This window comes from Rosettibacter primus, from assembly GCF_036860675.1.
GTDB classification, from domain to species: domain Bacteria; phylum Bacteroidota; class Ignavibacteria; order Ignavibacteriales; family Melioribacteraceae; genus Rosettibacter; species Rosettibacter primus.
Map to the genome: position 1 here is coordinate 106,982 of NZ_JAYKGK010000002.1, position 11,896 is coordinate 118,877.

An 11,896-nucleotide genomic window follows, 5' to 3' on the forward strand; every position below is an offset into this window, starting at 1 on the left:
GAATATGAAAAAAATAAAAATATTAAAATTCGTCCCACTACTTGTATTTCTCACAGTTTTTGCCTGTGAAGATTATGTAACAAGTGTTGACCCTTTTATTGATAGAGTAGAAGATGCTGTTCTTGATAGAGAAGACCAGGTTAATTTTCTTGTAATTGGTGTTCAAGATGCTGCAGCATTTTGTGTAGATGATTTATTCATCGCTGCAGATGGATTATCTGACCAATTATTCTTTACAAGAGCAGTTCGAAATGCTACCTATCCAACTTATGAACAAATTGATTTAGGTGATATTTTGTTAGATAACAATTCAGTTGATGCAGCTTATACTCCATTACATCGTTTTAGAAAATATGCCGATACTTTAATTGCTCGAATTGATAGAATTACATTTAAAGATGAAAGTATTAAAAAGAATGGTTTATTTAATGCATATCTATATGGAGGTTTGGCTCGTTATTTCAGTGCTACATATTTTGGATTAACACAAGAATCAGGCGGTGATGCTATTAATAGAAGTGCAATTATTCCTTCAGCTCAATTATACGACCTTGCTATTGAGAAATGGAAAAATGCATTAAATTTTGCTGCAACTGATGCTCAAAAAAGATTGGTAAATTCTCTTATTGCTCGAGCTTATCTTTTTAAAGGAGATTATGCAAATGCTGCTACTTATGCAAAAGACGGAATGAAAAATGGTGATGCAGTATTTGATGCAAAATATAATACACTAAATGACAATAACTATCGTGTTCAAGCAGGTGAATTACGTTCGCAATTTGTACTTACACAAAGAATGGTAGATTATGTAACAAAAGACCCAAAAGAAGCTAACAGAATTCCATTTAAAAAAGCTTCGCTTGCAACTGGAGCTACAGGTACTTTCTACTATCAGTACAAGTATAAACTAGACGCAGGAACCGGATTAATTACTGGTATTCCTCTGATGACATGGCAGGAAAATAATTTAATGTTAGCCGAACTTATTTTAAGAGGAGCAGCAACAGGTGATGCACTTGCTTTAGTAAATGAAGTTAGAGCTTCACATCAGATTGACCCATTAACAGAAATTACTTTGAACGACCCATCAAAGCCAAGTATTGTTGAAGAACGTGATAAAGAACTTTGCTTCCAGGGCGTGAGATTACCAGACCAGAGAAGATTTGGAATATGGCATTTACCAGGTAAATGGCAATATCTGCCTATTCCTGAAGGTGAAAGAAACGAAAATCCAAACTTCTAAAAAAAAAGAGGCTGACCATCTGGTCAGCCTTTTTTGTTTATTCCTAAAAACTTTTCTTAAAATTAATCGATATTGTTGCAGGTAAACTTGAATTTGTAGAACTACTAATTACCCAACTAACTTCACTTGAAATATTTTTATTATAAGCAGAAATAAGTCTTACTGCATTAATAGCACTGATTAATCTGTTCAAGATCAATGCTCCGATTGCAAATCTTAAATTATTATATGCCTGTTCACTTGAAAACCACATTTGTCGATATTCTTTTCTCTGATTTTCACTTTCCCATTTCCAGAAATTTGTATTTGGGTCATATACATTATAAAATTCCCGATTCAATTCTTTAATGCGATTATATTCATCCACACTAATATAAATTCCTATTGTTGCAAAATAATCTGAATCTTTTCCTTCAAGGTTAACACCACCTTTTGATTGAGCAAATGATTTGTAATTATCTTCTTTCCATTTCCCATAAATATTAAATCCAGCAAATACACCCCAGAGAACACCATCAGTAATTGTAAAATATTTCCCGCTTTCATAATTGTTTGCATATAATTCCCCCATTCCTGGTATTAACATAGAAAATAAAATTCCCAGAGCAGGACTCTTTTTTTCTTTTAATTCCACGAGATAATTATAACTAATCTTTTCAAAGTTAGCCTGTGAGAAACTTTCGTTTTGCATTTTCTCAGAATTATTTCTCAGCAACTGTAAACGAAGTTCAAAGAAATTTTCTCTTTGCGGTATCTGAGAAAAAATTGTTGATGAGACTAAGAATAAGAAAAATAATTTTTTCATAATTCAACCTGTTTTAGTGATAGTTCTGCAGTAGCAATATTCTCATCAACCCCCGTTATTTTTACAGTTATAAATTGATTAATTAAATTTTTGTCATAAGGGACTTTTATTCTTATATAATTTGATGAAAATCCTCTCATAAATCCATTGTGATTCTCAGATTCAAAAAGTACTGTTTGTTCTCTGCCAATCATTGAACGATAAAATTCATTTCTTTTTTTGTCACTCAAAATTCTTAGCATATTATTTCTTTTCTTACGTTCAGCTGTATCAACTTTACCTGGTAAATTTATAGCTTTTGTATTTGGTCTTTCTGAATAGGTAAACACATGCAAATATGCAATTGGTAAATCTTTTAAGAAATTATATGTTTCAAGAAAATCATCGTATGTTTCTCCTGGAAATCCAACAATTACATCAACACCAATCGCAAGCTCTTTAATTTTAGTGACTGCTTTAAGAATTAAATTATGATAATCTTCAGCTTTATAACGCCGCTGCATTAATCTCAATATTTTATTACTCCCACTTTGAAGTGGAATATGAAGATGGTTGCAAATTTTGTTTGTGCTTGCTATTAAATCAATTAAATCATCATTCAACAAATTTGGTTCAATAGAACTAATTCTAATTCGATATTCTCCATCAATTTTTAATAAATCATTCAACAAAGAATAAAGATTATAACCGAAAGATTTTCCATAATCTCCAACATTAACTCCGGTTAAAATTATTTCTTTATAATTTGAATTCAGCAGTTGCTTAAATTCATTTATGATTTCATCTGGTTTTGCACTTCTACTTTTTCCACGTGCAAGGGGAATTGTACAAAACGAGCATTTGTAATCACAACCATCCTGAACTTTGAAAAATGCACGGGTTCTATCATTAGCTTCTGCCGAAAAAGATGAATAAAAAGAATTCAATTCTTCTGTAGGTGTAACATAAATACACGAAAGATTTTTCTTTTCTTCTCTGTCAGTTGTGCCAACCTTGTTTGAAATTTCAAAATCATTAATGTAGTTAAAGAGATTAAATTTTTCGTTGCTTCCCAAAATAGCGCTTACACCTTCAATCTTTGCAATCTCTTCTGGTCTTAATTGAGCATAACATCCTGTAACAATAATATAAGCATCAGGGTTGTTTCTCAAAGCTCTACGTACTATCTGCCGGCATTCTCTTTCAGCATTTTCAGTAACACTGCAAGTGTTGACTACATAAACATCTGCTGAATCATTATAATCAACAATATCAAAGCCTCGTTTCAAAAATTGTTCGCTAATTGTTGTTGTTTCAGAAAAATTCAATTTACATCCCAATGTGTAGAATGCAACTTTTTTATTCATAAGAAATACTTTCTTAAAATTATTAAAGCAATTAGAAAATTAATTTTACAGTTGAATCAAAACAAGTTCATACATTATTAAAATAATAAACGGGCTGAGTTTTATTCAACAACTGAATAAATCTACAGCCCGAATTAAATTTAACTCTGAATATTTATTCAGACTTTTGTTCTTCCTGTTTTGGAGTTTCAGTCTGTGGCGGCTGAGGAGGTGCTGGTGGAATTTTATCATCATATAAATTAAAGTCCGATGAATCAAATTTACCTGCATCAGCCTGTCTTATATCCTCAACAGTAACTTTATCAAGTTTATGTTTGGTTATGTATTCAGCAATTTCTTCATCAGATTTTTCTTTTAATACAGCTAATGCACTTAAAACTATCTTTTTATTTTCTTTATCAAATTCTACTACTTTCAGTTCGAGTTTAGTGCCTATCGGGAAGCAATATGATAAATTTTTTATTTTCGAAGTTGATAATTGAGTAGCAGGAATAAATCCATCAACACCAAGTGGAAGTTCTGCTATTAATCCTTTTTCGATAATTCGAACAACTTTACCTTCTGTAACTTTTCCAACTGCATAAACAGATTCAAAACCGTCCCATGGATTTGGATTAATTTGTTTATGACCTAAAGATATTTTTCTTTGCTCTGTATCAACACTCAAAACAATTACATCAATTTTTTCACCTTTCTTAACAACTTCACCGGGGTGACGAATTTTCTTTGTCCATGATAAATCTGAAATATGAATTAGTCCATCAATACCAGGTTCAAGTTCAACAAATACGCCGAAATTTGTAAGATTTCTTGCAATTCCAGTATGACGCGAACCAACAGGATATTTCTTTACAATGTCCTGCCATGGATCAGGAGTTAATTGTTTCATTCCAAGAGAAATTTTCTTTTCTTCCTTATCAAGACTTAAAATTACTGCTTCGACAACCTGGCCCATTGATACAAATTGTGAAGGATGACTTATATGTTGAGTCCAGCTCATTTCAGAAATATGAATTAATCCTTCAATACCTTTTTCAATTTCAATGAAAGCACCATAATCTGTAAGAGAAACAACACGGCCTGAAACTTTATCTCCAACTTTATATTTCTCATCAATATTTTCCCATGGATGAGGCTGAAGTTGTTTTAAGCTAAGAGATATTCTCTTCTTTTCTTTATCATAATCTGTCACTACTACTTTAATTTTCTCATCGAGTTTAACTACTTCGCTCGGATGATTAATTCTTCCCCAGCTTAAATCAGTAATATGAATTAATCCATCAACACCATTGAGGTCAACAAATACACCAAAATCAGTAATTGCTTTTACAGTTCCTTCAAGAACCTGGCCTTTTTCAAGCTTTTCAAGAATTTCTTTTCTCTGGTCTGCAATAGTTTCTTCAATTAATACTTTATGAGATACAACAATATTTTCTGCTGGTTCATTAACTTTAACAATTTTGAAATCCATTGTTTTACCAACATAAGCATCAAAATCTCTAACTGGACGAATATCAATTTGTGAACCTGGCAAAAAGGCTTCGACACCCATCAAGTCAACTACCATTCCACCTTTAATTCTTTTAAGAATTTTTCCTGGAATAACTTTGTCATTTTTATAAGCATCCATAACCTTAGCCCAGATTTTAAGGAAATCTGCTCTCTTTTTGCTGAGCACTAAATTTCCCTCTTCGTCCTCAACACTTTCTATTACAATATCAATTTTAGAACCGATTTTGATTTCTTCTGTTGAACTGAATTCTGATTTGGGAATTGTACCATCTGATTTGAAACCCACATCAACAACAACATTATCGCCATCAATTCCTACAATAGTACCTTGAATAATTTCACCTTCCTTGATATCACGGAAGGATTCAGAATAAAGTTTTGACAATAGTTCAAGTTCTTCTGATGAATATTCTTCAGCATTTACGAACTTAGCCTGTTCTGAAAGTTTTTGCATTGTATCTTTTTGTAAATCGGACATTAGTCCTCCTACTTTAATTTTACTGCCCACGCCTTTCCGCCATCAAAGAAAGTCGTTGCAGCATTTTTTTAATTACACATTAGTTATTTACTGATGGCAAAAATTTAATAATTAATTTCAATTCCTTTGCTTTGTAAAACTTCATTAACTTTCTTCAGTAAAAATTCTAAATCCTGTTCTGGAGTAAAGCCTGTATTATCAAACTCAATTGCATCATCTGCCTTTTTAAGAGGAGAAACTTTACGTCCGCTATCAATTTTGTCTCTTTTTTCGAGATTTGCTTTAACTTCTTCAAAAGTAATTGGAATATTTTTTTCTTGATATTCTTTTAGTCTTCTTTGTGCTCTTGTATCCAGCGAAGCAGTCAAAAAAATTTTAACATCTGCATCTGGAAACACAACTGTTGTAACATCTCTTCCTTCTGCAATAATATTTCCTTTGCTTCCAATTGACTTTTGAATTTTTACCATTTCTTCTCTTACTTCAGGTATTGCACTGATTTCACTGACCTTTGAATTTACCTCTGCACTCCGGATTTTATCCGTTACTTCCTCGCCATCAACAAAAACTCGAGTTATCCCATCTTCGAATTTTAAGCTCAAATTAATTTTTTTTGTCATCTCAATGACTGCATCAACATCATCAACAATACCTTTTTGAAGTGCCATAAAAGTTATAGCACGATACATTGCGCCAGTATCCAGATAGTTAAATCCAAGTTTTTTTGCCAGATTTTTAGCAGCAGTGGATTTGCCTGAACCAGCAGGACCGTCTATTGCTATTATAATTTTCTTCAACATTGGGTTACAAAAATAGGAAAAGAGTATAGACGCCGCAAATTTAAAACATAATTTTTTCTTCGGATTTAATAATATGATTCTGACTATCTACACTTATGATTTTGGGCGAATAATTTTTGAGTTCTTCTTCTGTATAATTTGCATAACTGGCAATTATTATCAAATCCCCGATTTGAACCATACGTGCAGCAGCTCCATTTATAATTACTTCGCCATCATTTCCATAAATTACATATGTAGAAAATCGAGCTCCATTATTGATGTTATAAACATCTACTTTTTCATATTCGAGAATATCTGCTTGCCTGCACAAAGATTTATCAATAGTTATTGAACCTTCATAATTTAAGTTAGCATCAGTAACAACAGCTCTATGAATTTTTGATTTTAACATTTCTCTCATCATGCTGTCACCTCTTTTTCTTTATTCATATTGTATGCAATAAGTAAACCATTTAATACTAAAGTTGGAATCATAATATCAAATAATTTAGCACTCTCAAATAATCTGGAAAAACCTCCTGTGCCAATTACAATTGGGTCTTCGTCTTGAAAAGCTTCTTCTTTTATTCTTTGTTTTAATTCCTTAACCATTCCGATTTGACCAAAGTATAACCCAGATTGAATACTTTCTACTGTGGAACGGCCAATTACCTCATTCATTTCTTTTATTTCAACTGCTGGAAGTTGAGCAGTTTTGCTTTCAAGAGCTTCCATAGAAATTTTTATTCCCGGCAAAATTATTCCACCGAGATATTCTTTATTCTTATTTATAACACAAAAAGTAGTGGCAGTGCCGAAATCTATTACAATTAAATTTTTGTTTGGAAATATTTGAGTTGCTGCAATTGCATTAGCGATTCTATCTGCTCCAACTTCAACTGGATTTCGATATTTAATTTTTAATCCTGTTTTTACACCCGGTCTTAAAAAAAATGGTTCTATATTAAAATATTTCACACAACCTGCTCTCAATGAATGATTCAAATCTGGGACCACACTGCATATTGATATTCCTTTTATTTTTTCTGGTTCAATTTTATTTTCTCTAAGTACATTTCTTAAAAATATTCCAATCTCATCAGAAGAAAATTCCTGACGCGAAGTTTTTCTAAATTGAATTACTAATTCATCTTTTTCGAATACACCTCCATGAATTTGTGTATTCCCGACATCAATACATAGAATCATTTTTCTTATTCTCCAATTTTTGAAAAATTAATTTTTCTAAATTTATTGACAAATCAAAATTTGTTTCAGCTGCAACTGAGTTCATTTCATTATTAAAAATAAAAAAGTTTTTCTGAATATTATTTTCATCACGATTACTCAAATCGTTCTGAACAACAAAGTCGCATTTTGACCTTTCAAAAATTTTTCTAACCTCATTAATTCTTTCTTCTTCAACAGGAGTATCTGTGAATTTAAATGCAACTACAATTAATTTTTTATTCAGTGAATAATCTTTTAGCCTGTCTAAAATTTTAAAATTCTTTCTTAGATGAAGAATAATTTTTTCTGCTTCTGAATTAATTTTTTTTCTAAATGGTAATTCTATTTTTTCATCATTTAATTCAATAAAATCGAGTGTAAAATCGCTTACAGCTGCATTATGAATGACAATATCATAATTTTCATTTTGTAATAGGTTCTGGATTTTCTCATTCAAATCATTAAAATCAGTAAATGAAATTAATCGACATGGTGCTGATGGAATTTTAGCATCATAAGAATAAAGATAAGTAACATTATGATTTCTTCTGATAAAATAATTGGCAATTTCTGCTGCTGTTCTGCCTGTGCTTAAATTTGTTAAAAAACGAACATTATCAATTTTTTCTTTAGTGCCGCCACCAGTCAATAATATTTTTAACTTCTTTTCAGGTTCGTTCAATTTTTTCAATGCAATTAAAATATGTTCAAAGATTTCATCTGGTTCTAAAAGTTTTCCTTTTCCAATATCGCCGCAAGCCAAATAACCTTCAGCTGTTGGTAAAATTTTTATACCCCATTCGGATAATTTTTTCAAAGATTCTTGTGTGGCAAAATGATTATACATATTTGTATTCATCGCAGGAGCTATCAAAAATGGTTTATTCCAATCATGAGCAAGAAAAAGTGATGTAATTAAATTATCGGCAATGCCAGCAGCAATTTTGTTAATTGTATTTGCAGATGCAGGACAAATTATTATCAAATCAGCCCACTTGATAAGATTGATATGACTCATCATTTCACCGCTTTCAAAAGTATCTGTAAAAACTTTATTATTAGATAAACCTTCGAGTGCGGCTTCCCCAATAAATTTTAATGCACTTTCTGTTGCTACAACTTTAACTTCAAAACCATTTTGAACAAGTTTTGAAATTAAGTATGCGCTTTTGTATGCTGCTATCGAGCCTGTTATTCCAAAAAGAATTTTATAATTTGACATTGTCAATCAACCTCACTTTTCCGACATGAACGGCTCCAAATCTGCGTCCTTCAAATTCTTCAATGTAATCTACTTTGAAACCGAGTTCCTCAAGTTCTTTCTTAATTTGTTCTTTAGTTTTATTTGATGCTAAAAGTTTCGGGAAGTTCAAAGAAAATTCTCTTTCTTCCTTAGATAATAAAAGATTTCTTGAGCTTAGTGCAAGTCCATCTTCATCTCGAACAATTGGACATGGAATTATTTCAATATCCATAAAAAATGCTTTACACATCCCATCAATTAATTTGAGCTGTTGATAATCTTTTTCTCCAAAGTATGCTTTGTGAGGACGAATAATATTAAAAAGCTTCATTACAATAGTTAGAACTCCTTCGAAATGTCCGGGACGAAATGCACCACATAATTTTTTACTGAAGTCTGTTTCTACAATTCTGTATTTGTAATTGTCCTGATAAATTTCTTCATACTCTGGATAAAACAGAAAATCCACATTGTGATTTTTTAATATCGCCAAATCTTCTTCAAAAGTTCGAGGATAATTTCTTAAATCATTCGGGTCATTAAATTGAGTTGGATTGACAAAGATACTTACAACTGAAATATCATTTTCATTTACACATTTTTCAATTAATGAAATATGTCCTTTATGAAGAGCTCCCATAGTTGGCACAAAACCAACTGTTTTATTTTTGAGCTCATCAGAATTTCTAATTTCTTTCCATTCAGAAATTTTTTTAATTATTCTGGTCATCAGTAACTCTCTTCTTTGTTAGGATAATTTTGATTTTTAACATCATCATTAAATTTATTTAGTGAATTTAAAATCAGCTCGAAGCCGTTGAGATATTTTCGCAAAAATTTTGGTTGAAAATCTTTTGACATGCCAAGCAAATCCTGCAGCACTAAAATTTGTCCATCAGTAAAAGGTCCTGCACCAATTCCAATTGTGGGAATTGATAATTCTTTCGTGATTTTTGCAGATAATTCAGAAGGCATCATTTCAAGAACGATTGCAAAACAACCTGCATCTTCAAGTTTTTTTGCATCATCAAGAAATTTTTCTGCTGCCTTTTCATCTTTTCCCTGCAATTTGTATCCTCCAAATTGATGAACAAATTGAGGAGTCAATCCAATATGTCCCATGACAGGAATTCCTGAATTAATCACATATTGAATTAGTTCAAGATTATCATCTGCTCCTTCAATTTTAACAGCCTGTGCGCCTGCTTTCATTAATTTATCAATTGATTCCATTAAAAAACTAATACCTTTTCGATTCGATAAAAATGGAAGGTCCGAAATCAGTAATTTATTTTTCAATCCTCGCTTTACTGCTGCTGTATGATAACACATCATTTCAATTTCTGCATTTATTGTTGTTTCAAAACCATGCATAACCATTGCTGCACTATCTCCTACAAGAACAGCATCAATATCACTTTCATCAATTATTTTTGCTGACCAATAATCATAACAAGTAACCATTGAAATTTTCTTACTCTGACTTTTCAGTTTTTTAAATTCATTTACAGTTTTCATTTTTATGCACCACAGGAATAGAATGATTTAAATTGATTAACAGATAGAATTGAATTAAACCACGGATAAAATAAAGCAGGCATTATAATGTGATATAAAAAAGGAATGACTTTAACAACTTGGTCTGGTACCTGTCTCATCGATCAAGTCCTTTATCGTATTTATTTTGTTCGAGTTAAATTGTAACCGTTCTAATTAAAGAATCGGTTCATTTTGATGCAGCAAAAATAACAATTGAGAAAGAATATTTCTATAAATTTAATTTCTCAATCCAATGCCTTTAACATCGTGCACGACTTCAAAAAGATAATTTTCTGAAGCCATTAAATCTTTCAGTGTGAGGTTATCAACAATTACATCAATTGCATCTTGAATAATTTTCCATAAAGAGCGTATTGAACAATCAATTGAATTAGTACAAAAGTCTGATATACCTGAATGATGCTGGCAAAAATTTTCATCATATAATCTTCCGCCAAGAACATTCAACACATCACGAATTTTAATTTGCTCAGGTGGTTTTGAAAGTGTGTAACCACCTGCCTGTCCTCTTTCTGCAATTAAAAATCCTCCCAATCTTAAAATTCGTAAAATCTTTCCCACATTATGCTGCGACATTTTTTCAGCTCTTGAAATTTCTGGGATTGTAAGAGTTTTACCAACCTGATAAAATTTCCCGATTCTCAATAATAATCTTAATCCATATTCTTCTTGTGTACTGAATTTCACATTCACCTCTTTTATCTTTTTTATACATATTTATTTCATTTCACAATAGACTTTATATTATCTGTGAAAATCTGTTCTATCTGTGTTCCATTACTCAATAACTTTTACTATCGAGAATCTTATTTATTATCAAAATAATATCTATGAATCAATTTGTATCTTAGAACCGCAGGCTATTGCATGAACAAGTTTTGCATATTTTTCCGGTGATATTGAAGGACCTTTTCTCTTACAATACTTATTAAAAACATTTTTCAATTCTTCAGCAATTTCTTCTGCATATCTTCCTTCAATTTTATGGCGTGGTAAAAAATATACAAGTTCGCCATTGTTAAATAAAGCCATTGAAGGTGAAGAAGGCGGATATTGACTTAAATATTTTTCTCGAAGAAAATCTACTGCATCTCTATCCATCCCCGCAAAAACTGTAATAAATTTATCTGGAATTGTATTATGCTGTAAAGCAAGTGTAACAGCAGGACGTGCACTGCCTGCAGCACAACCACAAACAGAATTTATAACTACAAAAACAGTTTCACCATTTTTTTGTGATAATACATCTTCAACTTCCTGCGGAGTTTTTGTTTCTTGAAAGCCGACATAAATTAATTCATCCCGCATTGGTTGAACAGCTTCTGGATCATACAATGGTGGTTTCATATTTATTTCAAACATGATATTCCCTTTCTTATTGTTTATAGAAACCCTAATTCAAACTTTGCTTCTTCACTCATTTTATCCATAGACCACGGTGGTTCCCAGACTAAATCAATATAAACATCTTTCACACCTTTAACACTTTGTACTTTATGTTTTACTTCTGGAGGTAAACTTTCTGCAACTGGACAATGCGGCGAAGTCAATGTCATCTTAATGTAAACATTTCCTTCATCATCAATCTTTAACTCGTATATCAATCCTAATTCCCATATATCAACTGGAATTTCAGGATCATAGCATGTTTTTAAAACTGCAATAATATCTTGTTCAAGTTTTCCTTTATCAATCAT

General features: G+C 31.5%; 13 protein-coding genes. 1 reads left to right on the top strand and 12 read right to left on the bottom strand.

Annotation, left to right across the window (positions count from 1 at the left end; all coding sequences use genetic code 11):
* Positions 1-4 precede the first annotated feature (4 nt).
* Positions 5-1,243 (top strand): RagB/SusD family nutrient uptake outer membrane protein, encoded by a 1,239-nt coding sequence (locus tag VJY32_RS03530; RefSeq protein ID WP_353676508.1) that lies wholly within the window; start codon positions 5-7, stop codon positions 1,241-1,243.
* A gap of 43 nt (positions 1,244-1,286) precedes the next feature.
* Here VJY32_RS03530 and VJY32_RS03535 read toward each other — a convergent pair whose 3' ends face one another.
* The 12 genes from VJY32_RS03535 to VJY32_RS03590 form a co-directional block, all read right to left on the bottom strand.
* The gene (locus tag VJY32_RS03535) at positions 1,287-2,048 is read right to left on the bottom strand and encodes a hypothetical protein (protein WP_353676509.1); all 762 of its coding nucleotides are present in this window, start codon (positions 2,046-2,048) and stop codon (positions 1,287-1,289) included.
* Positions 2,045-3,394, bottom strand: coding sequence for a tRNA (N(6)-L-threonylcarbamoyladenosine(37)-C(2))-methylthiotransferase MtaB (mtaB, locus tag VJY32_RS03540; RefSeq protein WP_353676510.1), 1,350 nt, complete (start codon positions 3,392-3,394; stop codon positions 2,045-2,047). Before mtaB ends, VJY32_RS03535 begins: the two co-directional genes overlap by 4 nt.
* A 154-nt stretch (positions 3,395-3,548) precedes the next feature.
* The gene (rpsA, locus tag VJY32_RS03545; RefSeq protein WP_353676511.1) at positions 3,549-5,384 is read right to left on the bottom strand and encodes a 30S ribosomal protein S1; all 1,836 of its coding nucleotides are present in this window, start codon (positions 5,382-5,384) and stop codon (positions 3,549-3,551) included.
* 104 nt (positions 5,385-5,488) lie between these two features.
* Positions 5,489-6,181 (bottom strand): (d)CMP kinase, encoded by a 693-nt coding sequence (cmk, locus tag VJY32_RS03550; RefSeq protein ID WP_353676754.1) that lies wholly within the window; start codon positions 6,179-6,181, stop codon positions 5,489-5,491.
* Positions 6,182-6,224: 43 nt separating this feature from the next.
* Positions 6,225-6,590 (bottom strand): aspartate 1-decarboxylase, encoded by a 366-nt coding sequence (gene panD / locus VJY32_RS03555; RefSeq protein WP_353676512.1) that lies wholly within the window; start codon positions 6,588-6,590, stop codon positions 6,225-6,227.
* Complete coding sequence (locus VJY32_RS03560; RefSeq protein ID WP_353676513.1) at positions 6,587-7,375, bottom strand: type III pantothenate kinase; 789 nt, start codon at positions 7,373-7,375, stop codon at positions 6,587-6,589. Before VJY32_RS03560 ends, panD begins: the two co-directional genes overlap by 4 nt.
* Entirely contained in the window at positions 7,359-8,618 is a 1,260-nt protein-coding gene (gene coaBC, locus VJY32_RS03565; protein ID WP_353676514.1) for a bifunctional phosphopantothenoylcysteine decarboxylase/phosphopantothenate--cysteine ligase CoaBC, read from the bottom strand. The genes VJY32_RS03560 and coaBC overlap by 17 nt, the downstream gene beginning before the upstream one ends.
* On the bottom strand, positions 8,605-9,369 hold the full coding sequence (gene panC / locus VJY32_RS03570; RefSeq protein WP_353676515.1) for a pantoate--beta-alanine ligase: 765 nt from the start codon (positions 9,367-9,369) through the stop codon (positions 8,605-8,607). The genes coaBC and panC overlap by 14 nt, the downstream gene beginning before the upstream one ends.
* The gene (panB, locus tag VJY32_RS03575; protein ID WP_353676516.1) at positions 9,369-10,157 is read right to left on the bottom strand and encodes a 3-methyl-2-oxobutanoate hydroxymethyltransferase; all 789 of its coding nucleotides are present in this window, start codon (positions 10,155-10,157) and stop codon (positions 9,369-9,371) included. Before panB ends, panC begins: the two co-directional genes overlap by 1 nt.
* Positions 10,158-10,415: 258 nt before the next feature.
* Positions 10,416-10,886: an RrF2 family transcriptional regulator gene (locus VJY32_RS03580; protein ID WP_353676517.1), complete on the bottom strand. Its 471-nt coding sequence runs from the start codon at positions 10,884-10,886 to the stop codon at positions 10,416-10,418.
* A gap of 141 nt (positions 10,887-11,027) precedes the next feature.
* The gene (locus VJY32_RS03585; protein ID WP_353676518.1) at positions 11,028-11,561 is read right to left on the bottom strand and encodes a BrxA/BrxB family bacilliredoxin; all 534 of its coding nucleotides are present in this window, start codon (positions 11,559-11,561) and stop codon (positions 11,028-11,030) included.
* Positions 11,562-11,581: 20 nt separating this feature from the next.
* Positions 11,582-11,896 carry an SUF system Fe-S cluster assembly protein gene (locus VJY32_RS03590; RefSeq protein ID WP_353676519.1) on the bottom strand — a complete coding sequence of 105 codons (315 nt, stop codon included), beginning with the start codon at positions 11,894-11,896 and terminating at the stop codon, positions 11,582-11,584.

What these genes read in the sequence shown, in the direction of transcription:
- VJY32_RS03530 (WP_353676508.1), top strand. Translation starts at nt 5, where the DNA reads ATGAAAAAAATAAAAATATTAAAATTCGTCCCACTACTTGTATTTCTC.
- VJY32_RS03535 (WP_353676509.1), bottom strand. Translation starts at nt 2,048, where the DNA reads ATGAAAAAATTATTTTTCTTATTCTTAGTCTCATCAACAATTTTTTCT.
- mtaB (WP_353676510.1), bottom strand. Translation starts at nt 3,394, where the DNA reads ATGAATAAAAAAGTTGCATTCTACACATTGGGATGTAAATTGAATTTT.
- rpsA (WP_353676511.1), bottom strand. Translation starts at nt 5,384, where the DNA reads ATGTCCGATTTACAAAAAGATACAATGCAAAAACTTTCAGAACAGGCT.
- panD (WP_353676512.1), bottom strand. Translation starts at nt 6,590, where the DNA reads ATGATGAGAGAAATGTTAAAATCAAAAATTCATAGAGCTGTTGTTACT.
- VJY32_RS03560 (WP_353676513.1), bottom strand. Translation starts at nt 7,375, where the DNA reads ATGATTCTATGTATTGATGTCGGGAATACACAAATTCATGGAGGTGTA.
- coaBC (WP_353676514.1), bottom strand. Translation starts at nt 8,618, where the DNA reads ATGTCAAATTATAAAATTCTTTTTGGAATAACAGGCTCGATAGCAGCA.
- panC (WP_353676515.1), bottom strand. Translation starts at nt 9,369, where the DNA reads ATGACCAGAATAATTAAAAAAATTTCTGAATGGAAAGAAATTAGAAAT.
- panB (WP_353676516.1), bottom strand. Translation starts at nt 10,157, where the DNA reads ATGAAAACTGTAAATGAATTTAAAAAACTGAAAAGTCAGAGTAAGAAA.
- VJY32_RS03585 (WP_353676518.1), bottom strand. Translation starts at nt 11,561, where the DNA reads ATGTTTGAAATAAATATGAAACCACCATTGTATGATCCAGAAGCTGTT.
- VJY32_RS03590 (WP_353676519.1), bottom strand. Translation starts at nt 11,896, where the DNA reads ATGATTGATAAAGGAAAACTTGAACAAGATATTATTGCAGTTTTAAAA.